The following is a 25108-nucleotide window of genomic DNA, read 5'->3' as shown; positions in this document are numbered from 1 at the left end:
GGGCAAGTGTTACTAGCTGACTGCGCGCATGTGCCGGATGTTCCCGTAATATCAGTACTTGGGGCCCGAACGGGTGTTGTTGCCCTTGGCCAGGCGGTCATAGAGCACCACGTTGACCGTGGCCGCCAGGTTCATGCAGCCGGTGGTGGGGATGTACACCACGTCCTCGCACCAATCGCGGATCTCTTTGTCCAGGGAGCCGTCTTCGGGGCCGAAGATATACAGCGCGCGGTCGGGGTGGGTGTATTCAGGCAACGGGCGGGCGCCGTCGACCAATTCCACGGCGACCGGGATGCAGCCTAAGGGCAGGATCTTTTTCAGATCGTCGATGCCGATCAGCGGGATATCGTGGTGCACCTTCTTGGTGTCGGTGATGAAATCCCTGGCGCGCTCGTAACGCACGCCGGTGTAGAACACCGAGGCCACGCCGTAACAGCCGGCGGCACGCATCACCGAGCCGACGTTTTCGGGGGATTTGGGGTTGTACAGACCGATGCAACTGTAGCGTTTATTGCCCACGGGGAAGGGTGCCTTGAGAAAAACGGCGATTATACGGCCTGGGGGGATGCAGTGCTTGGACGATCGTCATCGCGGGCAAGCCCGGCTCCCACCGGGAAATGCATTCCTACTGTGGGAGCTGGCTTGCCTGGGATGAGGCCGGAACAGGCAAAGAAAAGCTTCAGTCGTCCTTCTTCATCAACCCCGCCAACGCCGCAAACGGGTTGTGCGTCGCCTTGGCAATGCTCGGGCTGCTGGTGGAGCCTTCGCCGAAGTACTGCTGGTCGGTGTAGCGCGAGTGTTCGTTGTCGTGGCAGTACAGGCACAGCAACTCCCAGTTGGAACCGTCCTGGGGGTTGTCATCATGGTTGTGGTTGCGGTGGTGAACGGTCAGTTCACTCAAGCGCTTGCCGGCAAATTCACGGGCGCAGCGGCCACACACGTGGGGGTACATCTTCAAGGCTTTATCGCGGTAGCCCATTTCGCGGTCGCGCTGGGCATCGGCAAGGATGCGGTCCAGCTTGGCGGTGTGGGAGGGCGGGTTGTTCGAGCTCATCATGGCTCCTGGCTATTATTGGGTGGTTCACGGACAAGGTTGATTCTAGCTGCTCCCACAGGGGATTGGCGCGATTGAATCAACCGCGATCAGCCCTTGAGCTTCTCTGCAATCCAGATGGTATGCCGCGTACCCTTGTTGCCATGGGCAAATACTTGCACTTCTTCGGCCTTGAAGCCGGCCTTGCGCAGTTTGTCACTGAACAGCTTGTCGGCGCTGGCCGACCACACGGCCAGCACGCCCTTGGGGCGCAGGGCCTTGGCACACGCGGCCAGGCCACTGGCCGAGTACAACCAACTGTTAGCTTTTTGCGTGAGCCCTTCAGGGCCGTTGTCGACGTCGAGCATGATCGCGTCAAAGCCTTGGGGCTCGGCCTGCAGTACCTTGGCCACGTCTTCCTGGCGGACCACGGTGCGCGGGTCCAGCAGCGGGCGTCCGGATTTCTCCCCCAGCGGCCCTCGGTTCCACTCCACGACGCCGGGCACCAGTTCGGCCACCACCACTTCGGCGCTCTTGCCCAAATGCTTGAGCGCCGCGGCCAGGGTAAAGCCCATGCCCAGGCCGCCGATCAGCACCCGAGAACCCGGGCGCCCGGCCACTTTGCGGCAGGGAATCTCCGCCAGGGCATCTTCGGAGCCGTGCATGCGCGTGTTCATCAACTGGCCACCGTCACCGCCCTGGATCTTGATGACAAAGTCCTCGCCGTATTCGAACAGGCACAAGGCGCCGCCGTTGTCGGGGATTGGGGTGGTGTCCAGCAGAACGAAACGTTTCATGGAAATCTCATTGGGAAGGGCATTCTTGCGCGGTTGGGAGTAGCCTTAGGGCATTCCGGTCAGGCCATGGAGCCATCGATGAAGTGCAGCATTCTAACGGTCATTGTGTTGAGCGCGCTCGCATTGGGTACCGCGCAGGCTCAGGAGTTACAAACCGTACCGGTCGCGCCCGCGCCAACCCCAGGCGCGCCGGGCACGCCAACGCCCACGTTGTACCCGCAAGTCACGCCGCCCGTTGCGCCCAAGACCCATAATGGCTCGCCACCGCTGGCGCCCATCGTGCTGCCGGCGCCGCCCAAGGACCAGACGGTCCCTGGCCTGCAGCAAAACGACAGCAAGCCGAAAACGCCGGGCGGTTAGACCAGACCGAGGGCCTTGAACACAAAGGCATATTCGAGGGCCACGTCACGTAAGCCCTGATAGCGCCCGCTCATGCCGCCATGGCCGGCACCCAGCTCGGTCTTGAGCAGCAGCAGGTTGTCGTCTGTCTTGGTATCCCGCAGCTTGGCCACCCACTTGGCGGCTTCCCAGTACTGCACGCGGCTGTCGTTATAGCCGGCGATCACCAGCGTGGCCGGGTAAGCCTGGGCACGGACGTTCTCGTAGGGCGCGTAGGCCTTGATGCGCGCATACACTTCGGGGTCCTCGGGGTTGCCCCATTCGTCGTACTCGGTGATGGTCAGCGGCAGTTCCGGGTCGAGCATGGTATTGAGCACATCGACGAACGGCACTTCCGCAATCGCCGCCTGGAACAATTCCGGACGCTGGTTGAGCACCGCGCCGATCAGCAGGCCGCCGGCACTGCCGCCGCTGATCGCCAGTTGTGGGGAGGTGGTCAGGCCCTCGGCGATCAAATGTTCCGCGCAGGCGATAAAGTCGCTGAAGGTGTTCTGCTTGTGTTCCTGCTTGCCGCTGCGATACCAGGCCTCACCCAGCTCACCGCCGCCGCGCACATGGGCGATGGCAAACGCCACCCCGCGGTCGAGCAAGCTCAGGCGCGCATGGGAGAACCACGGGTCCAGGCTTGAGCCGTAGGCACCGTAGCCATACAGGTACAGGGGCGTCGGCTTGCCGAGCTGGTCACGCTTGACCACCAGGCTGATGGGTACCTGGGTGCCATCGGCAGAAGTGGCCCACAGGCGTTGGCTGATGTAATCGTCGGCGTTGAAAACGCCCAGCACCGGGGTTTCCTTGAGCACGACCTGCGCGCCTGTCGCCAGGTCGAGCTGGCGCACTTGGGCGGGACGGTTCAAGGCCTCATAGCGCAGGCGGATCTTGTCGCTGGGAAACTCGAGGCTGTTCTGTACGTAGAGGCTGTAGGCGGCGTCAGGCAATTGCACCCGATAGGCCGGCACGTTCTCGGGGTGTACTTCGATAACCGGCAGGCCACCGATGCGCAGGCTCAAGGTCATGGCGTTGGCGTTCAGGCTCACGCCGTCAAGCATGACCTCGTCGCTGTGGGGGATCAGGTTCTGCCAGTCGGCTTCGGTGGGCGGCGTGCCGGTGTCGGCTGCCACGTACAGCGCATGGTTGATGCCGTCGCGGTTGCTGCGGATAAACCAGGTCCACTGGCCATTGCGCTTGCCGTGGTCGACGTCGTATTCGTGGTCTTCGACCCGTGGCGCCAGGCAGGTGAAGGCCAGGTGCGGTTGCTCGGCGTCCAGCGCCCAGACTTCGCTGGTGGTCTTGCTGCCCAGGGCCAGCAACAGTTGGCGTTCGGAGCTTGAGCGGTAGCAATGCAGGAAGAAACGGCCGTCGGGCTCGTGGAACACTTCCTGCGCGGCGGTGCCGTCCAGGCGATAGCGATACAGCTTGTGCGGGCGATGGGTGTCGTCCAGCTCACCGAAAAACAGGGTCAGGCTGTCATTGGCCCAGGTCATGCTGCCATCGCAGTTGTCGAACGCCAGTTCGCTGACCTTGTCGGTCGCCAATTCCTTCACGAACAGGGTGTAAATCTCTTCGCCGCTGGTATCGAGGCTGTAGGCCAGGCGTTGGTGATCGGGGCTGATGCTGAACGCGCCCAGAGAGAAAAAGCCGCCATTGGCCAACACGTTCGGGTCCAGCAACAGCTCTTCGCTGCTGGCGTCCACCTGGTTGCTGTCATCGGCCGGGCGGCGGCAGCGGTAGTGGCGGGCGTATTCGTCGCCGGCGGTGGTGCGGGTGTAATACAGATACGGGCCCCAAGGGGAGGGCAGGGACAGGTCGGTTTCCAGAATGCGGCCCTTGATCTCGTCGAACAGGGTCTCGCGCAACGCCTGCTGATCGGCGAGTTGGGCTTCCTGCCAGGCGTTTTCGGCCTTGAGGTAGTCGAGCACCTCAGGGGTGTCGCGTTCTTGCAGCCAGGCGTACGGGTCTGGGCCTGGGGCCTTGCGGGCAATCGGTGCGGTGGAAATAGGCATGGATAATTCCCTATCTGGCAGACGGTGGCAGGCATTGCAGCCGCGACACGCAAAAGCCGTTATCATAGCCGCCTGTTTGCCAACCTTGCCATGGACACCATGACCGAGAACGACTATCTGACCGCTTGGGGCCTTTACGCCTTCGCCGCTTTGGGCTGCCTGTTGGTGTGGTGGCGCATGACCCGCTGGATCTGGCGCTGGCTGCGCGAGCCCCTGCAATTGCTGATGGCAGTGTTGCTGCTCAGCCCGACCATTGTCGACCCGGTCAAGACCCAGTTTGCGCCGGCCGTGGCCATTACTGCCCTGGACTTGGTGCTCAAGGTCGGCAACAACGCCTGGCGCGCCATTTCCGACCTGTTCATGTACACGATGATCGTGTTTGCCCTGTACATCGTGTTTGTGCTGATCCGCTGGCCCATCGAACGCGCCGCCAACGCTCGCCGTGAGCGCAAGGCGGCTGCGGATGCCGCCTTGGCCGCCGAACCGGAAGACGACGAACCGTTCCGTCGCCCGGCGCCTGCCGGTGGTATGCGGGTCGAACCGCGCCTTTAACGTTGTTTGCCCTGCAGCGAGAGCCCTGGCATGTGTGAATTATTGGGCATGAGTGCCAACGTCCCCACCGATATCGTGTTCAGCTTTACCGGGCTGATGCAGCGCGGTGGGCGCACTGGCCCGCATCGCGACGGTTGGGGCATTGCTTTCTATGAAGGCCGCGGCCTGCGCCTGTTCCAGGACCCGGCTGCCAGTAGCGAGTCGGAAGTCGCGTTGCTGGTGCAGCGTTACCCCATCAAGAGCGAAGTGGTGATCGGCCATATTCGCCAAGCGAATGTGGGCAAGGTCAGCCTGGCCAATACCCATCCGTTCGTGCGCGAGCTGTGGGGGCGTAACTGGTGTTTTGCCCACAACGGCCAACTGGCAGACTTCGATCCCCGCGCCACCTTCTACCGCCCGGTGGGCGATACCGACAGCGAAGCGGCGTTCTGCGACTTGCTCAACCGTGTGCGCGAAGCCTTCCCCGAGCCGGTGGACATCGAGCAGGTGCTGCCCGACCTGATCGCCGCCTGCGCCGAATACCGCAGCAAGGGGGTGTTCAACTGCCTGCTCAGCGACGGCGACTGGCTGTTCTGCTATTGCTCGACCAAGCTGGCACAGATCACCCGGCGGGCGCCTTTTGGCCCGGCGCGCTTGAAAGATGTCGACGTGATCGTCGATTTTCAGGCCGAAACCACCCCCAATGATGTGGTAACGGTGATCGCCACCGAGCCGTTGACCGACAACGAAAACTGGACCCGCTACGAACCGGGCCAATGGAGCCTGTGGCGACGCGGTGAATGTGTCAGCCAGGGCGTTACCGAGTAAGGAATCGAGCATGTTGCTTAGCTATCTGCGGTTGGTGCTGTTTGCCGTTGGCTTGTTGGTCGGCGTGCAGGTGCCGGGGTTTATCAATGACTACGCCAAGCGCGTCGAAGCCCACTTGATTGAGGCCCAGACCGGCTTGCGCGGTTTCGAGTCCACGGCGCAGCAGTTTTTCAACGGTGATATGCAAGCCTTGGTGGCGCATTACCGCGCCAGCGATGACCCGGTATTCCAGAGCGACGCCAGCAGCCTGGGCGCCATGCTCGACCGCCAGCTCGAGCTGGACAAGCAATTCCAGGCCATGCAGGGTCCGTGGTACATTCGCGCCCTGCAAGTGGCGGTGGCTGCCGACCCGGATATCCGTTCGGAGACCTGGAATGGCTACAGCTACCAGATCTTGCTGACGCCCGAAGCCATGGGCTGGGGCCTGGGCGGGGCGATGCTGTTGTCGTTCGGCATCGAGTGCCTGTACCGCTTGATCGACTGGGTGGTGCTGGGTGGCCGACGCCTGCGCCAGAGCCGGCCCATCGAAGAACGGGACCTCAAGGGCCTCTAACGACCCACTGATCGTTCCCACGCTCCGCGTGGGAATGCTTTTTCTGACGCTCCGCGTCGCGCGTGAGGGCGCAGAGCGCCCTGTGCTGCATTCCCACGCAGAGCGTGGGAACGATCAGTCGGGTTTATTCAGTTGCATGCGTTCTGCACCGACTTGCTCGGCATAGCGGGCAACGACTTTCTGGCACAACCCCACAATCTCCTCCACCAACTCCACCCCCACACGCCACGACACCACCACCTGCAAGTTCGGCAGACGCTGGGCCATGGGCAGCATCACCAATTCCCCTCGCTCCAGTTCTTCGCTCACCAGCACCGGTGGCAGCGCGCCAATACCGAAGCCATCGCGCAGCAACCGGGTAATCGCCGACACCGAGTTCACGCAGTTCATGCGCGGTGCGGCCACGCCATTGGCCTGCATCAAACTCAATACGTCCTGATGCGGGTGGGAGTTTTTCGAGTAAGTGATGATGCGCTCCTGGGCCAGCTCGGCGAGGGAGGCGTAGTCACGGTTGTAAATCGACTGGCTGGCCACGATCCAGGCCATGGGGTGGCTGGCCAGTTCCAGGCTGCGCACGGTTTCCAGGCGCAGCAGGTCGGTTTGCAGGATCAGGTCGAGGAAACCTTTTTGCAGTTGATCGCTGAGGTTCAGCGCAGTGTCGGCGACCAGCTCGATTTCCACCAGTGGGTACAGCTTCATCAGCTCAGCAACCAGCGGGCTTAGCCAGGTGTGGATCACCGTGTCCATTGCGCCGATCCGAATGCGCCCAACCTTGCTGCTGGTGGTCTCCAGGGACTGCTTCAAGCCCTGCATGGTCACCATCATCTGCTCGGCATAGTCGAGCACTTTCAAACCTTCCGGGGTCAGGCTCACGCCACGCGAATCACGCAGGAAAAGTTTCACCCCCAGCTCGCTTTCCAGCACTGCGATGCGGCTGGAGATCGAGGCCTGGGTGGTGAACAGCTTCTCGGCCGTGAGCCGGAAGCTCTTGAGCTTGGCCACCCAGACGAAGGTTTCGAGGAACTTCAAATTCATGGGATCAACTTTTTCTTATGCATGGATCGGTTTTTATTAGTTGGACGTCGCACCGGGCAAGCGCCAAAAATCGAGCTATTCCACGATAAGCGTCGTTGGGGTGTCAGGACAAGTTGCGAGTTCTGCGTAAAAAATCCCACACTACAAGAAAACAAAGCCTACAGGAGCGACCCCCGTGAGCCGCCTGCTACTGAACTGCGACATCGGCGAAAGCTTTGGCAACTGGACCATGGGTCTGGACGCCGAAGTCATGCCGTTCATTGATTGCGCCAACGTGGCTTGCGGTTTCCATGCCGGCGACCCGAGCATCATGCGCAAGACCGTCAGCCTGGCGTTCAAGCACGGCGTGCACGTGGGCGCTCATCCGGCCTACCAGGACCTGCAAGGCTTCGGCCGGCGCTCCATGAACTACACGCCGCAGGAAATCCAGGACCTGTTGCACTACCAGATCGGTGCGCTGGACGGCATCTGCCGCGCCCAGGGCGGGCGCGTCAGCTATGTGAAACCCCACGGCGCGATGTACAACGACATGATGGCCAACCCCGCGCAGTTGCGGGCGGTGATCCAGGCCGTGGCCGCTTACGGCGACCTGCCGCTGATGCTGCTGGCCACCCGCGACAACCGCGCGGCCCAAGCCTTGGGCGACGAATACGGGGTGACCCTGTGGTTCGAAGCCTTCGCTGACCGTGCCTATGACAGTAACGGCCATCTGGTGTCTCGCCAACTGCCCGGCGCGGTGCATCACGACGCCGACACCATCGTGCAGCAGGCCCTGACCCTTTTCCGTGGCGAATCGCTGATTGCCAGCGACGGTAGCTCATTGGTACTCCAGGCCAATACCCTGTGTGTGCATGGCGACAACGCCAGTTCGGTCGCTGCCGTGCAGCGTATCCGCGAAGCGTTGAAAACAGCATGAACCCACGGATTGAAGTGGTGGCGATCGACTGCCTGATGGTGCGTCTGTTTGACGTGATCGCCGAAGCCAACATGCCGTGGATGATCGCGGCTACCGAGCGCCTGCGCCACGGTTTTGGCCCGGCCTTGGTGGACCTGGTACCGTCCTACACCACCTTGATGGTGCATTACGATCTCACGGCGCTGACCCCGGCCCAGGCCCGGGCGCTGATCGACCAGGCCCTCACCGATCTGCAACCCCAGGCGCAGGGCAGTGGCCAGTGCCATGTGCTGCCCGTGTGGTACGACCTGAGTGTCGGCCCGGAACTGAACTTGCTGTCCCAGCGCAGCGGGCTGGCCGTGGAGGAGGTGATCCGCCGCCACAGCGCCCACGAGTACCAAGTGTTCGCCCTCGGTTTTGCCCCAGGGTTTGCCTTTATGGGGCTGGTGGACGAGCTACTTGCCACGCCGCGCCTGAACACGCCGCGCAAACGCGTGGCTGCCGGCAGCGTCGGCATCGCCGAACGGCAAACCGCTGCGTACCCGGTGGTGTCCCCGGGCGGCTGGAACCTGATCGGCCGCACCCCGGCCAAACTGTTCGACCGGGAGCGCGACGGCTACAGCCTGATGCAACCCGGCGACACGGTGCGCTTCGCCTCGGTCAGCCACGCCGAATTCATCCACTTGGGTGGCGACGACACGCCGCTGGAGGCGCAGGCATGAGCCGCTTGATCATCGAGGCCAGCACGCCGCTGTGCCTGTTGCAGGACGCCGGTCGTTTTGGCGTACGCCACCTGGGCGTGACCCAGGGTGGCGCGCTGGATTGGGTGTCGATGTCCTGGGCCAACTGGCTGTTGGACAATGCCCTGGATGCGCCGGTGGTGGAGATCACCCTGGGGGGCTTTACCGTGCAGGCCGAGGATTATTGCCTGATGGCCTTGGCCGGTGCGGACCTGGGCGCCTATGTCGATGAGCGAACGATAAGCCCCGGTCGCAGTTTTATCCTGCAAAAGGGCCAGCGACTGCGCTTCACCCAGCCGTTCAATGGGGCACGCGCTTATCTGGCCGCGCCCGGTGGCTTTGATGCGCAGGCGGTACTTGGCAGTTGTGCCACGGTCGTGCGCGAAGCGTTGGGCGGGGTGGACGGTTTCGGCAAGGCACTGGCCGAAGGCGGGCGGTTGGCATATTCCGGTACGGGCGGTGCAATGAAGGTGCTGGCCAACCCGGATGTGCAATCCGCTGCATCACTGGACGTGATCATCGGCGCGCAGATAGGCCAGTTCAGCGGGCAGAGCCTGTTCGATGCTTTCAACACCGAATGGGCTCTGGACAGCCGTGCAGACCGCATGGGCATGCGCTTGCTCGGCACGCCGTTGCAGTATCAGGGGCCGTCGTTGATTTCCGAAGGGATTCCATTGGGCGCGATTCAGGTGCCGCCGGATGGGCAACCGATTGTGTTGCTCAATGACCGGCAGACGATCGGCGGTTACCCGCGGTTGGGCGCGTTGACACCTTTATCCTTGGCGCGGCTGGCGCAGTGTCTGCCGGGGGAGAAGGTGCGGTTGGCACCGGTGGTGCAGGAGGCTGCGCATCGGCAGCACATCAAGTTTTTGCAGCAGTTTGCCGATCGCTAAAAAGCATCGCAGGCAAGCCAGCTCCCACATGTTGACTGCATTCCAACGTTGAAATGCAGTCAACATGTGGGAGCTGGCTTGCCTGCGATGAGGCCGGTCAAAACACCGCCTATTTCGAGAGAAAGCGCATACCTTCTTCCAACCCGCGCAGCGTCAGCGGGTACATCTGATCCTCCACCAACTCGCGAACAATCCCCGTCGACGCTGTATAGCCCCAAGTGTCTTTCGGGTAGGGGTTAATCCAGATCAGCTTCTTGTACTTGGCCATGAAGCGCTGCATCCACACATACCCCGGCTCCTCGTTCCAATGCTCGACGCTGCCGCCGGCCTGAGTGATTTCATAGGGCGCCATGGCCGCATCGCCGATAAAGATCACTTTGTAGTCGGCGCCGTATTTGTGCAGCAGATCCTGGGTGGACGTGCGCTCCGAGGTGCGACGCTGGTTGTTCTTCCACACCGACTCGTACACAAAGTTATGGAAATAGAAGTACTCCAGGTGCTTGAACTCGGTCTTGCACGCGGAGAACAGCTCTTCGCAGATCTTCACGTGGGCATCCATCGAGCCGCCGATGTCGAACAGCAGCAACAGCTTGATGGTGTTACGCCGTTCGGGGCGCATCTGAATATTCAGCAAGCCGGCATCGCGAGCGGTGTGGTCGATGGTGCCATCGATATCCAGCTCTTCGGCCGCACCCTGGCGCGCAAACTTGCGCAGGCGGCGCAGGGCGATCTTGATGTTGCGCGTGCCCAGTTCCACCTGGTCGTCGAGGTTCTTGTACTCGCGCTGGTCCCAGACTTTCACCGCCTTGCCCTGGCGCTTGCCCGCGTCACCGACGCGAATGCCTTCGGGGTTGTAGCCGCCAGAACCAAAGGGGCTGGTGCCGCCGGTGCCGATCCATTTGTTGCCGCCGGCATGGCGTTCTTTCTGTTCTTCCAGGCGCTTCTTGAACTCTTCGATCAGTTTGTCCAGGCCACCGAGGGACTGGATCTGCGCACGTTCCTCATCGCTCAAGGAACGTTCGAATTCCTTGCGTAGCCATTCTTCGGGGATCAGCGCCTGCAGGTGGTCGTCGAGCTTTTCCAGGCCGTTGAAATAGGCGCCGAAGGCCCGGTCGAACTTGTCGAAATGCCGCTCGTCCTTGACCAGGATCGCCCGGGCCAAATAATAAAACTCGTCCATGTCGGCGAAGGTCACGCGCTGTTTCAACGCGTTGATCAGGTCGAGCAGCTCGCGCACCGACACCGGCACCTTGGCGGCACGCATCTCATTGAACAGGTTGAGCAGCATCAGCGATTACCGCGACGGCTCATGAACGCCAGACGCTCCAGCAACTGCACGTCTTGCTCGTTCTTCACCAGGGCGCCAGCCAGGGGAGGGATGGCCTTGGTCGGGTCGCGCTCGCGTAGCACTGCTTCGCCAATATTGTCGGCCATCAGCAGCTTGAGCCAGTCGACCAGCTCGGAGGTGGAAGGTTTTTTCTTCAGGCCCGGCACCTTGCGCACATCGAAGAACACGTCCAGCGCTTCGCTGACCAGGTCTTTCTTGATGTCCGGGTAGTGCACATCCACGATTTTTTGCAGGGTGGTGCGGTCGGGGAAGGCGATGTAGTGGAAGAAGCAGCGGCGCAGGAATGCGTCCGGCAGCTCTTTTTCGTTGTTGGAGGTAATGATGATGATCGGGCGCTTCTTGGCTTTGATGGTCTCGTCGATTTCGTAGACGTAGAACTCCATCTTGTCGAGTTCTTGCAGCAGGTCGTTGGGGAACTCGATGTCGGCCTTGTCGATTTCATCGATCAGCAGGATCACCCGCTCTTCGGACTCGAAGGCTTCCCACAGCTTGCCCTTCTTCAGGTAGTTGCGCACGTCGTGCACCTTGTCCACGCCCAGTTGCGAGTCGCGAAGGCGGCTGACCGCGTCGTACTCGTACAGGCCCTGGTGCGCCTTGGTGGTGGACTTGATGTGCCAGGTGATCAACCTGGCACCGAAGGATTCGGCCAGTTGCTCGGCAAGCATGGTCTTGCCGGTGCCCGGTTCGCCCTTGACCAGCAGCGGCCGCTCCAGGGTGATGGCGGCGTTGACGGCCAGTTTCAGGTCATCGGTAGCCACATAGGCCTGGGTGCCTTCGAACTTCATCGGTCATTCCTCGGATTCATCAATGGCCCGACTATACCCCTCAGCCCCGGCGACTGTGAACGCAGACGGGGCATTCAGTCTCTGAATGGCGGGTCACATCAGCCCTGGCCCATGCAGGAAGTGTGGGGGCTGGCTTGCCTGCGATGGCGGTGTATCAGTGACAGATGAGTTGGCTGATCAGCTCCCACAGGGTTAATCAGCGCTGGGCTTGGGCTGTTCGTAACGAGCATTGAACGCCTGGATGAACCCATTGCGCAGAATCGCGATCACCGCAGAAAACGCACTGACATTTTGCTGATGCACGCTACCGCTCAGCTCCACACGGGTGGCGAACTGGTTTTTACGCTGGTTTTTCAGCACGGTTTCGCTGGCGCCCACCACGGCTTCCCAGATTGAGCGGAAGATATTCTTGTCCTGGTTTTCAACGTCTTGTTGCCAGTCGAACACCTCCACATCACGCAGCAGTGGCTTGATGTAGCCGGTGAGCCGGCCATTTTCAGCCTGGGCTTCGATCACCACATCACCCGTGCCTGCCTTGAAGTCGAACTTGCCATAGGCCGATGCAAAGTCGTTCATGCGTTTGAGTTGCAGGTCGCGGGCGCGGAAGCGGAACTCGAACTCTTCGAAATCGCTCAGCGGGTCAAAGGTGGCGTTGGCTTCCAGGGGCGCCTGGCCTTGCAGCAGTGCCTTGCCTTCAAAGCGTGCATCACGCTTGCCTTTGACATCCACCACATTGGTCAGGTTATAGAAGCTGGCGTTGACCCCGGTGGCGTTGATATTCACCTGAGGCTTGGAGCTGAAGTTATGGAAGGCGATCTCGCCGTCTTCGATGCGTACTTCATTGAGGGTAATCGGCAGCAGCTTGCGCAGTTGTTCCTGCCAGTCGGTGCCTTTACCGGTCTGGGACGCCTGTTTGTTGGCACCGCCATCGACGAAGTTGATCTGGGGGCGTACAAAATGCCCCTCGGCCACGACGGCATGGTCGTACCACAGCGAATGCCAGCTCACGGCGAACTCGATCAGCGGCGCCTTGACGAAAGGTACCGGGACCTTGCCGTCCACCTTGACGATTTGCAGGCCGTTGATCCGATAGGCGCCGCGCCATAGCGCCAGGTCCACATCGGCAATCTCGCCACGGTAGTCGCCCATGTTGGCGAGTTTGTCGTTCAGGTAGTTGCGCACCAGGTAGGGCAGCGCGATGTGCACGGCAATCAGGACCAGCACCAGAGCGGCGATTGTCCCTAACGGCCAACTGTAGCGACGTTTCATTGGGCAGTTCTCCTAGCTTGTAGGAGATTGACTGTTCTGATCGTCGCAACGTTCCTCCTTCTGGACGCTTGGGAGCACGAGGCATACCCTTGGGGCCTTCCAAAGTCTCGACAACAGGAATCGCCATGAGCCGCATCTTCGCAGACAACGCGCACTCCATCGGCAACACGCCTCTGGTTCAGATCAACCGCATCGCACCGCGGGGCGTGACGATCCTGGCCAAGATCGAAGGGCGTAACCCCGGCTATTCGGTGAAGTGCCGCATTGGCGCCAGCATGGTCTGGGATGCGGAAAGCAGCGGCAAACTCAAGCCGGGCATGACCATAGTCGAGCCGACTTCGGGCAACACCGGTATCGGCCTGGCATTTGTCGCCGCTGCCCGTGGCTACAAGTTGCTGCTGACCATGCCGTCGTCCATGAGCCTTGAACGCCGTAAAGTGCTCAAGGCTCTGGGCGCCGAACTGGTGCTGACCGAGCCGGCCAAGGGCATGAAGGGCGCCATCGACAAAGCCGCCGAGATCGTCGCCAGCGACCCGGCCACCTACTTTATGCCGGCCCAGTTCGACAACCCGGCAAACCCTGCGATCCATGAGAAAACCACCGGCCCGGAAATCTGGAACGACACCGATGGCGCCGTGGACGTGCTGGTGGCGGGCGTGGGAACCGGCGGCACGATCACCGGGGTATCGCGCTATATCAAGAACACGGCGGGCAAGCCGATCCTGTCGGTGGCTGTGGAACCCATGGTTTCGCCGGTGATCACCCAGGCCTTGGCGGGTGAAGAGATCAAGCCCAGCCCGCACAAGATCCAGGGGATCGGCGCCGGTTTTGTGCCGAAAAACCTCGACCTGTCGATGGTCGACCGCGTGGAGCTGGCGACCGACGAGGAGTCCAAGGCCATGGCCCGGCGCTTGATGCTGGAAGAGGGCATTCTGTGCGGGATCTCCTGTGGCGCCGCCATGGCGGTGGCCGTGCGCCTGGCCGAGAAGCCGGAAATGCAGGGCAAGACTATCGTGGTGATCTTGCCGGACTCCGGTGAGCGCTACCTGTCGAGCATGTTGTTCAGCGATTTGTTTACCGAGCAGGAAAACCAGGCCTGATCTTAAGAGCAACCCTGTGGCGAGGGAGCTTGCTCCCGCTGGGCTGCGCAGCGGCCCCATTATTCTGGGAGCGCTTCGCACTCCAGCGGGAGCAAGCTCCCTCGCCACAAGGTTGATGTATGTCACCCGGTCGGTCTGGGCCTTCTGCATAATGGCTCAAGTGTTTATCATGGCCGGCTGTTACGTCTGGTTTCCCATTGACGGAAATTTGCTGGCCAGGCGCTTATTTCCAGGAGTTGCTGCATGACCTTTTCTTTGGCCGCCAAACTGTCGGTGTTGCTGCTGTTCATCGGCAGCACGCTGTATGTGCACCTGCGTGGCAAGGCCCGTTTGCCGATGTTGCGTCAGTTCGTCAACCATTCGGCGCTGTTCGCCCCGTATAACGCCCTGATGTACCTGTTTTCCGCGGTGCCGTCCAAGCCCTACCTGGACCGCAGCAAGTTCCCGGAACTGGATGTGCTCAAGGACAACTGGGAAGTGATCCGCGAAGAGGCCATGCACCTGTTCGACGAGGGCTACATCCGCGCCGCCGAAAAGAACAACGACGCCGGCTTCGGTTCGTTCTTCAAGAAGGGCTGGAAGCGTTTCTACCTCAAGTGGTACGACAAACCGCTGCCTTCGGCCGAGGCGCTGTGCCCCAAGACCGTGGCGTTGGTGAGCAGCATCCCTAACGTCAAGGGCGCGATGTTTGCGCTGTTGCCGGGCGGCAGTCACCTCAACCCGCACCGCGACCCGTTTGCCGGTTCCCTGCGTTATCACCTGGGGCTGTCTACGCCGAACTCCGACGACTGCCGTATCTACGTCGACGGCCAGGTCTACGCCTGGCGCGACGGTGAAGACGTGATGTTCGATGAAACCTACGTGCACTGGGTGAAAAACGAAACCGAACAGACCCGTGTGATCCTGTTCTGCGACATTGAGCGGCCATTGAGCAACCGCGTGATGACCCGTATCAACCGCTGGGTCAGCAAGCAACTGGGCCGCGCAACCGCGCCGCAGAACCTCGATGACGAGCGCGTGGGCGGCATCAACCAGGCGTACGCCTGGAGCAAGACCTTCAGCGACAAGTTCAGTGGCCAGGTCAAACAGTGGAAGCGCAAGCATCCCAAGGCCTACCGCATTGCGCGGCCGGTGCTGGCGGTGGTGGTGTTGGTATTGCTCTGGAAGTGGCTGTTCGGCTAAACCGCACACCATAAAAAGGCGCTGTATCGAAAGATACAGCGCCTTTTTCATGCCTGGAATGTGATCAAAACTGTGGGAGCTGGCTTGCCTGCGATGGCGGAGTATCAGCTATAAAAAGGTTGGCTGGCCCACCGCTTTCGCAGGCAAGCCAGCTCCCACCTTTGATCTGCGTTGCTCTTAAGAGGCGATCAACTGGCGCAGCACGTAGTGCAGAATCCCGCCCGCCTTGAAATACTCCACTTCATTCAAGGTATCAATCCGGCACAGCACCTCAACCTTCTCGCTGCTGCCATCCTCCCGCGTGATCACCAACGTCAGGTTCATCCGCGGCTCGATCTCGGCGTCGGTCAGTCCGAGGATATCGATCTTCTCCTTGCCGGTGAGCTTGAGTGTCTTGCGGTTCTGATCCAGCTTGAACTGCAACGGCAACACGCCCATGCCTACCAGGTTGGAGCGGTGAATGCGCTCGAAACTCTCGGCGATCACCGCCTTGACTCCTAGCAGGTTAGTGCCCTTGGCCGCCCAATCGCGGCTGGAGCCGGTACCGTATTCCTGGCCGGCGATCACCACCAGCGGTGTGCCCGAGGCCTGGTACTTCATGGCGGCATCGTAGATCGCCATTTTCTCGCCCGTGGGGATATACAGCGTGTTACCGCCTTCTTCGCCGCCGAGCATTTCATTGCGGATACGGATATTGGCGAAGGTGCCGCGCATCATCACTTCATGGTTGCCCCGGCGTGAGCCGTAGGAGTTGAAGTCACGCGGCTCCACGCCCTGTTCGCGCAGGTAGCGCCCGGCCGGGCTGTCGGCCTTGATATTGCCGGCAGGGGAGATGTGGTCGGTGGTTACCGAATCCCCCAGCAGGGCCAGTACGTTGGCGCCCTTGACGTCCTCGATCACCGGCAGCGGGCCGGCAATGTCGTCGAAGAACGGCGGGTGCTGGATGTAAGTGGAATCTTGCTGCCACACGTAGGTGGCTGCCTGCGGTACTTCAATGGCTTGCCATTGCTCGTCGCCGGCAAACACTTCGGCATATTCCTTGTGGAACATGCTGGTGCTGACTTGGGCCACCGCTTCGGCGATTTCCTGGCTGCTGGGCCAGATGTCCTTGAGGTACACCGGATTACCCTGCTGGTCATTGCCCAGCGGTTCGCTGCTGATGTCGATGCGCACGGTGCCGGCCAACGCGTAGGCGACGACCAGGGGCGGCGAAGCCAGCCAGTTGGTTTTCACCAGCGGGTGCACGCGGCCTTCGAAGTTACGGTTACCGGACAGCACTGAGGCCACGGTGAGGTCGGCCTTCTGAATGGCTTTTTCGATCGGCTCGGGCAGGGGCCCGGAGTTGCCGATACAGGTGGTGCAGCCGTAGCCCACCAGGTCGAAGCCAAGCTTGTCCAGGTACTGGGTGAGGCCCGCCGCCTTGTAGTAGTCGGTGACCACTTTGGAGCCTGGCGCCAGGGAGCTTTTCACCCAGGGCTTGCGGGTCAGGCCTTTTTCCACGGCTTTTTTCGCCACCAGCCCGGCCGCCATCATCACGCTGGGGTTGGAGGTGTTGGTGCAGGAGGTAATCGCGGCGATCACCACCGCGCCGTTTTTCAGGCGATAGGTGTTGCCTTCGTATTCATAATCCGCCTCGCCGACCAGATCGGCATTGCCCACGGCAACGCCGCCTCCGCCCTCGCTTTCGAGGCGGCCTTCTTCTTTGCTGGTGGGCTTGAATTGCAGGTCGAGAAAATCACTGAACGCTTGGCCTACATTCGGCAGGGCGACGCGGTCCTGGGGGCGTTTAGGCCCGGCAAGGCTGGCCTCGACAGTGCCCATGTCCAGGGCCAGGGTGTCGGTGAAGACCGGCTCCTGGCCTGCGTTGCGCCACAGGCCCTGGGCCTTGGTATAGGCTTCCACCAGCTTGACCGTCTCAGCCGGGCGGCCGGACAGGCGCAGGTAGCCCAGGGTCACCTCATCCACCGGGAAAAAGCCACAGGTCGCACCATATTCCGGTGCCATGTTGGCGATGGTCGCGCGGTCGGCCAGGGGCAAATCGGCCAGCCCGTCGCCGTAGAACTCGACGAACTTGCCCACCACGCCTTTCTTGCGCAGCATTTGTGTAACGGTCAGCACCAGGTCGGTGGCGGTGATGCCTTCCTTGAGCTTGCCGGTGAGCTTGAAGCCGATGACTTCCGGGATCAGCATCGACACCGGCTGGCCAAGCATCGCCGCTTCGGCTTCGATGCCGCCCACGCCCCAGCCGAGTACGCCGAGGCCGTTGATCATGGTGGTGTGGGAGTCGGTGCCTACCAGGGTATCGGGGAAGGCGTAAGTGCGGCCGTCTTCGTCCTTGGTCCACACGGTGCGGCCCAGGTATTCGAGGTTGACTTGGTGGCAGATACCGGTGCCAGGTGGCACGACGCTGAAGTTGTCAAAGGCGCTCTGGCCCCAGCGCAGGAAGGCGTAGCGTTCGCCGTTGCGCTGCATTTCGATGTCAACGTTCTGCTCAAAGGCGCTGGTGCTGCCGAACTTGTCGACCATCACCGAGTGGTCAATCACCAGGTCCACCGGTGACAGCGGGTTGATGCGCTGCGGGTCGCCCCCGGCCTTGGCCACGGCGGCGCGCATGGCGGCCAGGTCGACCACCGCGGGTACCCCGGTAAAGTCCTGCATCAGCACGCGAGCGGGGCGGTACTGGATCTCGCGGTCAGACTGGCGCTCTTTGAGCCAGGCGGCGATGGCCTTGAGGTCGGTGCCGGTGACGGTCTTGGCGTCTTCCCAGCGCAGCAGGTTTTCCAGCAGCACCTTGAGGGACATCGGCAGCTTGTCCAGGTCACCCAGGCTCTTGGCGGCTTCGGGCAGGCTGAAGTAGTGGTAGGTTTTACTGTCTATTTGCAGTGTCTTAAGGGTTCTCAGGCTATCAAGGGATGACATTACATGACTCCTTATGGTCCGCACGGCTACGGACCTGACGGGACGAACAGAGCTATCACGTTAGCGCTGTTTTCATTAGCAGGCTAATAACTGGACTCTATCGCTGAGTCCAAGGTTCCGAACTCGGCTATCATGCGCGCGTTTTCATGACAGGTATTGCGATAGCGCAAGGCCAGTTGATTCACCAGGAGATTCAATGAACACCCTTTTTATGCACTGCCGCCCGGGTTTTGAAGGCGAAGTCTGTTCCGAGATCGCGGAGCACGCCGCGCGCCTGAACGTGTCCGGCTACGCCAAGGCCAAGACCGGCAGCGCCTGCGCCGAATTTGTCTGCACCGAAGAAGACGGCGCCCAGCGCCTGATGCACGGCCAACGCTTTGCCGAGCTGATCTTCCCCCGGCAGTGGGCGCGCGGGGTGTTTATCGACCTGCCGGAAACCGACCGTATCAGCGTGATCCTCGCCCACCTGCGCGAGTTCCCGACGTGCGGCAGCCTGTGGCTGGAAATGGTCGACACCAATGACGGCAAGGAACTCTCAAACTTCTGCAAGAAGTTCGAAGTGCACCTGCGCAAAGCTCTGCTTAACGCCGGCAAGCTGGTGGACGACCCGAGCAAGCCTCGCCTGCTGCTGACCTTCAAGAGCGGTCGCGAAGTGTTCATGGGCCTGGCCGAGTCGAATAACTCGGCGATGTGGCCCATGGGCATCCCGCGCCTCAAGTTCCCGCGTGACGCGCCCAGCCGTTCGACCCTCAAGCTGGAGGAAGCCTGGCACCACTTTATCCCCCGTGACCAGTGGGACGAGCGCCTGCACGGCGACATGACCGGCGTCGACCTCGGCGCCGCACCGGGCGGCTGGACCTGGCAACTGGTCAACCGTGGCATGCTGGTGACTGCCATCGACAACGGCCCCATGGCCGAAAGCCTGATGGACACCGGCCTGGTGCAGCATCTGATGGCCGACGGCTTCACCTTCGTGCCCAAGCAGCCGGTAGACTGGATGGTCTGCGACATCGTTGAGAAGCCCGCTCGCAACGCGGCACTCTTGGAAACGTGGATTGGCGAAGGGCATTGCCGCGAGGCGGTGGTGAACCTGAAGTTGCCGATGAAACAGCGTTACGCCGAAGTGAAGCGTTTGCTGGAGCGCATCGAAGAGGGCTTCAAGGCGCGTGGCATTCGTGTGGAGATCGGCTGCAAGCAGCTCTACCATGATCGCGAAGAAGTGACCTGTCACCTGCGCCGCCTGGTAGATGTAAAGAAACCCAAAGGCCGCTGATATTAAATGTGGGCGCTGGCTTGCCTGCGAAAGCGGTATAACAGTCGAAGTTTATGTTGAATGTGCCCCCGTCATCGCGGGCAAGCCCGCTCCCACATTGTTGAGCGGTGCCAGTTTTAGGAGTGAAGTATGAGTCTTGAACAGCCGGTTGATGGCACCCTCGACGCCACCGGCCTCAACTGCCCGGAACCCGTGATGATGCTGCACCAGCACATCCGCGACCTGCCGGCGGGCGGCCTGCTCAAGGTGATCGCGACCGACCCGTCGACCCGTCGCGATATCCCCAAGTTCTGCGTGTTTCTCGACCATGAACTGGTGGATCAGCAGGAAGATGCTGGCACCTACCTGTACTGGATCCGCAAGAAAGCCGATTAAGCCTGCGCCTTTTCGGCCCGAATGCGTCGGCGTGCACTGCGCGCCAGGCGCACCACCAACATCCCCGCCGCACAGCTCAAGCCCACGATCAGCCCTTGCCATAAACCGCTCGGGCCGCTGGGCTCGCCGAGCCAGTTGGTCAGGCCCAGGGCGTAACCTACCGGCAGGCCCACGCCCCAATAGGCGAACAAGGTCAGCACCATGGTCACCCGGGTGTCCTGGTAGCCGCGCAATGCGCCGGCGGCGGTGACCTGGATCGAGTCAGAGAACTGGAACAGCGCCGAGAACACGATCAGCATCGACGCCAGGTGGATCACCACCGGGTCGGGCGTATAGATCGCTGCAATCTGCTCGCGAAACAACAGCATCAAGCTGCAGGAAAAGCAGGCATACGCCAGTGCGGTGCCCATGCCGACGCCGGCGGCGAAGCGTGCTTCCCGAGGTTCGCCGCGCCCCAGCGCCTGGCCGACGCGCACGGTGACGGCCATGCTCAGGGAGTAAGGGATCATGAACACCAGGGAGCTGACGTTCAGCGCGATCTGGTGGCCGGAGACCACCGTGGCGCCCAGGCTGCCGATCAACAAGGCGATCACCGCAAAAATACTCGATTCGGCAAAGATCGCCACGCCTATCGGCAGGCCAATGCCCAACACGCGCTTGATCACCGCCCACTGCGGCCAGTCGAAGCGCTTGAACAATTCGCTGCTTTGATAGGCCGCGCCCCAGCGCGTCCAGATGGCCAGGCCGATCATCATCACCCACATTGCAATCGCGGTAGCCCAGCCACAACCCACGCCGCCCATGGCCGGTACGCCCAGGTGGCCGTAGATGAAGATGTAGTTCAGCGGAATATTCAGCGCCAACCCGCACAAGCCCATGACCATGCTCGGCCGTGTGCGGCCCAGGCCGTCACTGAAACAGCGAAACACGTAGTACAACGCCACCGCCGGCATACCGGCGGCGATGCCGTGCAGGTAGCCCATGGACGGCTCGATCAAGTCGGGTTCGACCTTCATCGCATGCAGGATCGGCTCGGCGCATAGCAACAACAGCGCCCCTGCGATGCCAACCACCACGGCCAGCCACAATGACTGACGCACCAAGGGCCCGATCTCGCTGAACTGGCCCGCACCGTAGCGCTGGGCGACTTTCGGCGTGGTGGCCAGCAGAGTACCGGTCATCAACAGGTACACCGGGATCCAGATCGAATTACCCAGGCCCACCGCCGCCAGGTCCTGCGGGCTCACGCGCCCGGCCATCACCGCATCGACGAAGCTCATTGCGGTGGTTGCCAGTTGGCCAATCATGATCGGCAAGGCCAGCGTCAGCAGGCCGCGCACTTCCCGGCTGATGCGGGCGGGGCGGGAGAGGGTAGCGGTGGCAGTGTTCACGTACAGGTGTCCAATAAAAAAGGCAGTCGCAAGGACGGCGGATTCTACGCGTTGACGCAGCGGTCAGGAAAAAACCTGTGTTAGGGATTTGTAAGCAATGCGCCCAGGCCAGCGCTGAACCCTGTGGGAGCTGGCTTGCCTGCGATGCAGGCACCTCGGTACATCAGGCAAACCGGGTCGATGCCATCGCAGGCAAGCCAGCTCCTACACAGGATCTTCTGTACACTGCCAATCCGCCAAAGGAGCCTGCCATGCTGATTGTTGCCGACGAAAATATCCCGCTGCTCGATGCATTCTTCGAAGGGTTTGGCGAGATTCGCCGCGTGCCTGGCCGTTCCATCGACCGCGCTACGGTCGGGCAGGCCGACGTGCTACTGGTGCGCTCGGTGACCAACGTCAACCGTGCCCTGCTTGAGGGCAGTAACGTGCGCTTTGTTGGCACCTGCACCATCGGCACCGACCACCTGGACCTCGACTACTTCAAGCAAGCGGGTATCCAGTGGTCCAGCGCGCCCGGCTGCAATGCGCGTGGGGTGGTGGACTACGTGCTTGGCAGCTTGCAGACCCTGGCTGAAATCGAAGGCGCTGACCTCAAACAGCGTACCTATGGCATCGTCGGTGCCGGCGAAGTCGGCGGGCGCTTGGTCAAGGTGCTCAAGGGCCTGGGCTGGAATGTGTTGGTGTGCGATCCGCCGCGCCAGATTACCGAAGACGGTGATTACGTCAGTCTGCAGCAGGTCATCGAGCAATGTGACGTGATCAGCTTGCATACGCCGCTGATCAAGTCCGGCAACGGTTCGACCTGGCACCTGTTTGATCGCCAGCGCCTGGCACAGCTCAAGCCGGGCACCTGGCTGATCAACGCCAGCCGGGGTGCGGTGGTGGATAACGCCGCGCTGCGCGAGGTGTTGCTGGCGCGCGAAGACCTGCAAGCGGTGCTGGACGTGTGGGAAGGCGAGCCCGAGGTGGACGTCGACCTGGCTGACCTGTGCGTGCTGGCCACGCCGCATATTGCCGGCTACAGCCTCGATGGCAAGCAGCGCGGCACCGCGCAGATTTACCAGGCGCTGTGCGCGCACCTGGGCCAGGAACCGAGTATTCACTTAAGTGATTTGCTGCCGGCCCCCTGGCTGGCCGAGATGCACCTGCATCCTGAGACTGACCCGGCCTGGGCGCTGGCGACCTTGTGCCGCAGTGTGTACGACCCACGACGTGACGACGCGGATTTCCGTCGCAGCCTGGTGGGCACTGTGCAGGAACAGCGCCAAGCTTTCGACCTGCTGCGCAAGCACTATCCGGAGCGTCGCGAGATCGATGGCTTGAAGGTGCGCATCAACGGGGAGTCGGCGGTGCTGTCACAGATCGTGACTGCTCTGGGTGCCGAACAGCTGTAACGGTTATCGCGGTGCTCTTGAGGCCTTCGCGAGCAAGCTCGCTTCTACAGCGGGCATAAAAAACCCGGCCACCTGGGCCGGGTTTGAAAGAGCGTGGGCGCTTCAGCCTTGCTGGGCAGGCTTGACCAGTCGCTGTTCCAGCTCGCTGCAGGCTTGCTGGATCATTTCTTCGGTAATCTGCACTTCCCGGCCCTTGGCATCGATGTACGAGCAAGGCAGCTGCTGCGGCTGGCGGATCACTTCAATCTTGGCGTCGCTGCTATTTTGCAAGGTCATGGCCTGTCTCCTCATCAGGTTGTGTACCTACTTTAATTCCCCCGCATGAACGCGCTGTTACAACTCCTTACACGCTCATCGGTTTGAACACCCAGTCCACCAGAAACCGGTACATATTTCCAGATCAGGCTTAGACCGATAGCCTCTAGCGGCCTGCATCGGCGGGCATAATTAACCTGACTCATTGTTATTTGCGCAAGTTCCCCCAATGTTGAGGTACAGACTCCTCATTGGGTGATGCCTTCCATGTTCTCCATCCGTCAACGCCGTGCGATTCGCCTGGCCAGCCGCTTTATTGCGCCCTACCGTTGGCAGGCGCTTGGCGCACTGCTGGCGCTGATCGTCACCGCTGGCATCACCTTGTCCATGGGGCAGGGCATACGCCTGTTGGTGGACCAGGGCTTCATGACCCAGTCGCCACACCTGCTCAACCAGTCAATCGGCCTGTTCATGCTGCTGGTGCTCGGCCTGGCCGTGGGCACCTTCACGCGGTTTTACCTGGTGTCGTGGATTGGCGAGCGGGTGGTAGCCGATATTCGCCGGCAGGTGTTCAACCACCTGATCTACCTGCACCCCGGCTTCTACGAGAACAACCGCAGCTCGGAAATCCAGTCGCGGCTGACCACCGACACCACCTTACTGCAATCGGTGATCGGCTCATCACTGTCGCTGTTTCTGCGCAACGCCCTGATGGTGATCGGCGGCATCGTATTGCTGTTTATCACTAACCCCAAGCTCACCAGCATCGTAGTGGTGGCGTTGCCGCTGGTGCTAGCGCCGATTCTGATCTTCGGGCGCAGGGTGCGCAGCCTGTCGCGTTTGAGCCAGGACCGTATCGCGGACGTCGGCAGCTATGTCGCCGAGACGTTGGGCCAGATCAAGACCGTGCAGGCCTATAACCATCAGGTGCAGGACGAACAACGCTTTGCCGTCACCGTCGAGGACGCCTTTGTCACGGCACGTAAACGCATCTTGCAGCGCTCCTGGCTGATCACCCTGGTGATCATGCTGGTGCTCGGCGCGGTAGGCGTGATGCTGTGGGTGGGCGGCATGGACGTGATCAGCGGGCGCATTTCCGGCGGTGAGCTGGCGGCGTTCGTGTTCTACAGCCTGATTGTCGGCAGCGCCGTCGGCACCCTGAGCGAAGTGCTTGGCGAGTTGCAGCGTGCCGCCGGGGCAGCCGAGCGTATCGGTGAGCTGTTGCAGTCAGGCAACGAGATCCAGGCGCCGGCCACTGGCGGCGTACGTTTGCCGGATCGGGTCAGTGGCCGCATGGAACTGCAGGACCTACGCTTTTCCTATCCTTCGCGACCGGACAGCTATGCCATCGACGGCTTGAACCTGACCATCAACCCGGGCGAAACCCTGGCCTTGGTAGGGCCGTCCGGTGCGGGCAAGTCGACGATTTTCGATCTGCTGCTGCGCTTCTACGACCCCCAGCAAGGCCGAATCCTGCTCGAAGGCCAGCCGCTGACCGAGCTAGACCCCCTGGACCTGCGGCGCCATTTCGCCCTGGTGTCCCAGAGCCCGGCGTTGTTCTTCGGCAGCGTCGAGGACAACATCCGCTACGGCAACCCGTCCGCCACCACCGCCCAGGTGGAAGCCGCCGCGCGTATTGCCCACGCCCACGACTTCATCCTGCAAATGCCCGACGGCTACCAAACCCACCTCGGCGAAAGTGGCCAGGGCCTCTCCGGCGGCCAGCGCCAACGCCTGGCCATCGCTCGCGCCTTGCTGGTCGACGCGCCGATCCTGCTGCTGGACGAAGCCACCAGCGCCCTCGACGCCCAGAGTGAACACCTTATCCAGCAAGCGCTGCCGCAGCTGATGCAGGGGCGCACCACGCTGGTGATCGCCCACCGTTTGGCCACGGTGAAGAATGCCGACCGCATTGCGGTGATGGACCAGGGCAAGCTGGTGGCGGTGGGCACGCATCAGCAGTTGATTGCGAGCAATCCGCTGTATGCGCGGTTGGCGGCGTTGCAGTTCAGTGCAGACCCTGTGGGAGGGGGCTTGTCCCCGATAGCGGCGGATCAGCAATAGACGTGTGACTGACAGCCTGCAATCGGGGGCAAGCCCCCTCCCACATTAG

The 25108-nt window shown here is 61.6% G+C and carries 24 protein-coding genes; 13 read left to right on the top strand and 11 right to left on the bottom strand.

Translation table 11 applies throughout. From position 1 onward, the window contains the following. Nucleotides 1-51: 51 nt before the first annotated feature. The 3 genes from AC4PS6_RS13815 to AC4PS6_RS13805 form a co-directional block, all read right to left on the bottom strand. Complete coding sequence (locus AC4PS6_RS13815; RefSeq protein ID WP_014717486.1) at nt 52-519, bottom strand: RNA methyltransferase; 468 nt, start codon at nt 517-519, stop codon at nt 52-54. Nucleotides 520-679: 160 nt separating this feature from the next. Then, nucleotides 680-1054, bottom strand: coding sequence for a YajD family HNH nuclease (locus AC4PS6_RS13810; RefSeq protein ID WP_014717487.1), 375 nt, complete (start codon nt 1052-1054; stop codon nt 680-682). An 89-nt stretch (nt 1055-1143) separates the two neighbouring features. After that, nucleotides 1144-1830 (bottom strand): spermidine synthase, encoded by a 687-nt coding sequence (locus AC4PS6_RS13805; protein ID WP_003189610.1) that lies wholly within the window; start codon nt 1828-1830, stop codon nt 1144-1146. A gap of 78 nt (nt 1831-1908) precedes the next feature. Between AC4PS6_RS13805 and AC4PS6_RS13800 the strand changes: the two genes are divergently transcribed. Further along, the gene (locus tag AC4PS6_RS13800; protein WP_014717488.1) at nt 1909-2190 is read left to right on the top strand and encodes a hypothetical protein; all 282 of its coding nucleotides are present in this window, start codon (nt 1909-1911) and stop codon (nt 2188-2190) included. Here AC4PS6_RS13800 and AC4PS6_RS13795 read toward each other — a convergent pair. Beyond that, nucleotides 2187-4229, bottom strand: coding sequence for a S9 family peptidase (locus tag AC4PS6_RS13795; RefSeq protein WP_336826892.1), 2043 nt, complete (start codon nt 4227-4229; stop codon nt 2187-2189). The two genes, AC4PS6_RS13800 and AC4PS6_RS13795, sit on opposite strands and share 4 nt — an antisense overlap. Before the next feature lie 24 nt (nt 4230-4253). On the opposite strand from AC4PS6_RS13795, the gene AC4PS6_RS13790 reads away from it, so the two are divergent. The 3 genes from AC4PS6_RS13790 to AC4PS6_RS13780 are packed head-to-tail and all read left to right on the top strand — an operon-like array spanning nt 4254 to nt 6141. Next, nucleotides 4254-4781 carry a hypothetical protein gene (locus tag AC4PS6_RS13790; RefSeq protein ID WP_019818257.1) on the top strand — a complete coding sequence of 176 codons (528 nt, stop codon included), beginning with the start codon at nt 4254-4256 and terminating at the stop codon, nt 4779-4781. 30 nt (nt 4782-4811) lie between these two features. Then, nucleotides 4812-5588: a class II glutamine amidotransferase gene (locus tag AC4PS6_RS13785; protein WP_282399060.1), complete on the top strand. Its 777-nt coding sequence runs from the start codon at nt 4812-4814 to the stop codon at nt 5586-5588. A 10-nt stretch (nt 5589-5598) separates the two neighbouring features. Beyond that, a complete protein-coding gene (locus AC4PS6_RS13780; RefSeq protein WP_014717492.1) occupies nt 5599-6141 on the top strand; it encodes a DUF2937 family protein in 543 nt (180 codons plus the stop codon). A 114-nt stretch (nt 6142-6255) separates the two neighbouring features. Here the strand turns inward: AC4PS6_RS13780 and AC4PS6_RS13775 are convergent, their stop codons facing one another. Continuing rightward, entirely contained in the window at nt 6256-7176 is a 921-nt protein-coding gene (locus AC4PS6_RS13775; protein WP_003189619.1) for a LysR family transcriptional regulator, read from the bottom strand. A 175-nt stretch (nt 7177-7351) separates the two neighbouring features. Between AC4PS6_RS13775 and AC4PS6_RS13770 the strand changes: the two genes are divergently transcribed. From AC4PS6_RS13770 to AC4PS6_RS13760, 3 genes are read left to right on the top strand one after another with little or no spacing between them, the layout of a single operon-like run. Continuing rightward, nucleotides 7352-8092 carry a 5-oxoprolinase subunit PxpA gene (locus AC4PS6_RS13770; RefSeq protein WP_336826893.1) on the top strand — a complete coding sequence of 247 codons (741 nt, stop codon included), beginning with the start codon at nt 7352-7354 and terminating at the stop codon, nt 8090-8092. Then, the gene (pxpB, locus tag AC4PS6_RS13765; protein WP_038449457.1) at nt 8089-8793 is read left to right on the top strand and encodes a 5-oxoprolinase subunit PxpB; all 705 of its coding nucleotides are present in this window, start codon (nt 8089-8091) and stop codon (nt 8791-8793) included. The genes AC4PS6_RS13770 and pxpB overlap by 4 nt, the downstream gene beginning before the upstream one ends. Next, a complete protein-coding gene (locus tag AC4PS6_RS13760; protein ID WP_020302888.1) occupies nt 8790-9704 on the top strand; it encodes a 5-oxoprolinase subunit C family protein in 915 nt (304 codons plus the stop codon). The genes pxpB and AC4PS6_RS13760 overlap by 4 nt, the downstream gene beginning before the upstream one ends. Before the next feature lie 109 nt (nt 9705-9813). Here AC4PS6_RS13760 and AC4PS6_RS13755 read toward each other — a convergent pair whose 3' ends face one another. The 3 genes from AC4PS6_RS13755 to AC4PS6_RS13745 all read right to left on the bottom strand — a co-directional run bounded on the left by AC4PS6_RS13755 (nt 9814) and on the right by AC4PS6_RS13745 (nt 13106). Continuing rightward, complete coding sequence (locus AC4PS6_RS13755) at nt 9814-10992, bottom strand: vWA domain-containing protein (RefSeq protein WP_003189625.1); 1179 nt, start codon at nt 10990-10992, stop codon at nt 9814-9816. Then, on the bottom strand, nt 10992-11837 hold the full coding sequence (locus AC4PS6_RS13750) for an AAA family ATPase (RefSeq protein ID WP_003189627.1): 846 nt from the start codon (nt 11835-11837) through the stop codon (nt 10992-10994). The genes AC4PS6_RS13755 and AC4PS6_RS13750 overlap by 1 nt, the downstream gene beginning before the upstream one ends. A gap of 192 nt (nt 11838-12029) precedes the next feature. Then, nucleotides 12030-13106: a DUF748 domain-containing protein gene (locus AC4PS6_RS13745; RefSeq protein ID WP_014717497.1), complete on the bottom strand. Its 1077-nt coding sequence runs from the start codon at nt 13104-13106 to the stop codon at nt 12030-12032. 125 nt (nt 13107-13231) lie between these two features. On the opposite strand from AC4PS6_RS13745, the gene cysK reads away from it, so the two are divergent. Both cysK and AC4PS6_RS13735 read left to right on the top strand, forming a co-directional pair. Then, a complete protein-coding gene (gene cysK, locus AC4PS6_RS13740; RefSeq protein WP_014717498.1) occupies nt 13232-14206 on the top strand; it encodes a cysteine synthase A in 975 nt (324 codons plus the stop codon). 243 nt (nt 14207-14449) lie between these two features. Further along, nucleotides 14450-15388, top strand: a complete 939-nt coding sequence (locus AC4PS6_RS13735) for an aspartyl/asparaginyl beta-hydroxylase domain-containing protein (protein ID WP_137270968.1) — start codon at nt 14450-14452, stop codon at nt 15386-15388. 177 nt (nt 15389-15565) lie between these two features. On the opposite strand, the gene acnA is transcribed toward AC4PS6_RS13735, so the two are convergent. Further along, entirely contained in the window at nt 15566-18307 is a 2742-nt protein-coding gene (gene acnA / locus AC4PS6_RS13730) for an aconitate hydratase AcnA (RefSeq protein WP_336826894.1), read from the bottom strand. A gap of 196 nt (nt 18308-18503) precedes the next feature. On the opposite strand from acnA, the gene rlmM reads away from it, so the two are divergent. Together rlmM and tusA are read left to right on the top strand one after the other, a co-directional pair. Beyond that, nucleotides 18504-19580 (top strand): 23S rRNA (cytidine(2498)-2'-O)-methyltransferase RlmM, encoded by a 1077-nt coding sequence (gene rlmM / locus AC4PS6_RS13725; protein WP_275968311.1) that lies wholly within the window; start codon nt 18504-18506, stop codon nt 19578-19580. Nucleotides 19581-19709: 129 nt separating this feature from the next. Beyond that, complete coding sequence (gene tusA / locus AC4PS6_RS13720; protein WP_020302891.1) at nt 19710-19955, top strand: sulfurtransferase TusA; 246 nt, start codon at nt 19710-19712, stop codon at nt 19953-19955. Here the strand turns inward: tusA and AC4PS6_RS13715 are convergent. Then, the gene (locus tag AC4PS6_RS13715) at nt 19952-21346 is read right to left on the bottom strand and encodes an MATE family efflux transporter (RefSeq protein ID WP_014717502.1); all 1395 of its coding nucleotides are present in this window, start codon (nt 21344-21346) and stop codon (nt 19952-19954) included. The genes tusA and AC4PS6_RS13715 overlap by 4 nt on opposite strands. A gap of 251 nt (nt 21347-21597) precedes the next feature. Between AC4PS6_RS13715 and pdxB the strand changes: the two genes are divergently transcribed. Then, nucleotides 21598-22740: a 4-phosphoerythronate dehydrogenase PdxB gene (pdxB, locus tag AC4PS6_RS13710; RefSeq protein WP_014717503.1), complete on the top strand. Its 1143-nt coding sequence runs from the start codon at nt 21598-21600 to the stop codon at nt 22738-22740. Between the two features lie 102 nt (nt 22741-22842). Here pdxB and AC4PS6_RS13705 read toward each other — a convergent pair whose 3' ends face one another. Further along, nucleotides 22843-23016, bottom strand: coding sequence for a PA1571 family protein (locus AC4PS6_RS13705; protein ID WP_014717504.1), 174 nt, complete (start codon nt 23014-23016; stop codon nt 22843-22845). A 237-nt stretch (nt 23017-23253) separates the two neighbouring features. Here AC4PS6_RS13705 and AC4PS6_RS13700 point away from each other — a divergent pair, with 237 nt between their 5' ends. Then, a complete protein-coding gene (locus AC4PS6_RS13700; RefSeq protein ID WP_020302893.1) occupies nt 23254-25059 on the top strand; it encodes an ABC transporter ATP-binding protein/permease in 1806 nt (601 codons plus the stop codon). Nucleotides 25060-25108 lie beyond the last annotated feature (49 nt).

Source organism: Pseudomonas sp. DW-iso17 (assembly GCF_058725345.1).
The sequence above is the reverse complement of the archived record's forward strand: the minus strand, read 5'-3'. Positions and strand labels throughout refer to the sequence as shown.

What these genes read in the sequence shown, in the direction of transcription:
- AC4PS6_RS13810 (WP_014717487.1), bottom strand. Translation starts at nt 1,054, where the DNA reads ATGAGCTCGAACAACCCGCCCTCCCACACCGCCAAGCTGGACCGCATC.
- AC4PS6_RS13805 (WP_003189610.1), bottom strand. Translation starts at nt 1,830, where the DNA reads ATGAAACGTTTCGTTCTGCTGGACACCACCCCAATCCCCGACAACGGC.
- AC4PS6_RS13800 (WP_014717488.1), top strand. Translation starts at nt 1,909, where the DNA reads ATGAAGTGCAGCATTCTAACGGTCATTGTGTTGAGCGCGCTCGCATTG.
- AC4PS6_RS13795 (WP_336826892.1), bottom strand. Translation starts at nt 4,229, where the DNA reads ATGCCTATTTCCACCGCACCGATTGCCCGCAAGGCCCCAGGCCCAGAC.
- AC4PS6_RS13785 (WP_282399060.1), top strand. Translation starts at nt 4,812, where the DNA reads ATGTGTGAATTATTGGGCATGAGTGCCAACGTCCCCACCGATATCGTG.
- AC4PS6_RS13780 (WP_014717492.1), top strand. Translation starts at nt 5,599, where the DNA reads ATGTTGCTTAGCTATCTGCGGTTGGTGCTGTTTGCCGTTGGCTTGTTG.
- AC4PS6_RS13775 (WP_003189619.1), bottom strand. Translation starts at nt 7,176, where the DNA reads ATGAATTTGAAGTTCCTCGAAACCTTCGTCTGGGTGGCCAAGCTCAAG.
- pxpB (WP_038449457.1), top strand. Translation starts at nt 8,089, where the DNA reads ATGAACCCACGGATTGAAGTGGTGGCGATCGACTGCCTGATGGTGCGT.
- AC4PS6_RS13760 (WP_020302888.1), top strand. Translation starts at nt 8,790, where the DNA reads ATGAGCCGCTTGATCATCGAGGCCAGCACGCCGCTGTGCCTGTTGCAG.
- AC4PS6_RS13755 (WP_003189625.1), bottom strand. Translation starts at nt 10,992, where the DNA reads ATGCTGCTCAACCTGTTCAATGAGATGCGTGCCGCCAAGGTGCCGGTG.
- AC4PS6_RS13750 (WP_003189627.1), bottom strand. Translation starts at nt 11,837, where the DNA reads ATGAAGTTCGAAGGCACCCAGGCCTATGTGGCTACCGATGACCTGAAA.
- AC4PS6_RS13745 (WP_014717497.1), bottom strand. Translation starts at nt 13,106, where the DNA reads ATGAAACGTCGCTACAGTTGGCCGTTAGGGACAATCGCCGCTCTGGTG.
- cysK (WP_014717498.1), top strand. Translation starts at nt 13,232, where the DNA reads ATGAGCCGCATCTTCGCAGACAACGCGCACTCCATCGGCAACACGCCT.
- AC4PS6_RS13735 (WP_137270968.1), top strand. Translation starts at nt 14,450, where the DNA reads ATGACCTTTTCTTTGGCCGCCAAACTGTCGGTGTTGCTGCTGTTCATC.
- acnA (WP_336826894.1), bottom strand. Translation starts at nt 18,307, where the DNA reads ATGTCATCCCTTGATAGCCTGAGAACCCTTAAGACACTGCAAATAGAC.
- rlmM (WP_275968311.1), top strand. Translation starts at nt 18,504, where the DNA reads ATGAACACCCTTTTTATGCACTGCCGCCCGGGTTTTGAAGGCGAAGTC.
- tusA (WP_020302891.1), top strand. Translation starts at nt 19,710, where the DNA reads ATGAGTCTTGAACAGCCGGTTGATGGCACCCTCGACGCCACCGGCCTC.
- pdxB (WP_014717503.1), top strand. Translation starts at nt 21,598, where the DNA reads ATGCTGATTGTTGCCGACGAAAATATCCCGCTGCTCGATGCATTCTTC.
- AC4PS6_RS13705 (WP_014717504.1), bottom strand. Translation starts at nt 23,016, where the DNA reads ATGACCTTGCAAAATAGCAGCGACGCCAAGATTGAAGTGATCCGCCAG.
- AC4PS6_RS13700 (WP_020302893.1), top strand. Translation starts at nt 23,254, where the DNA reads ATGCCTTCCATGTTCTCCATCCGTCAACGCCGTGCGATTCGCCTGGCC.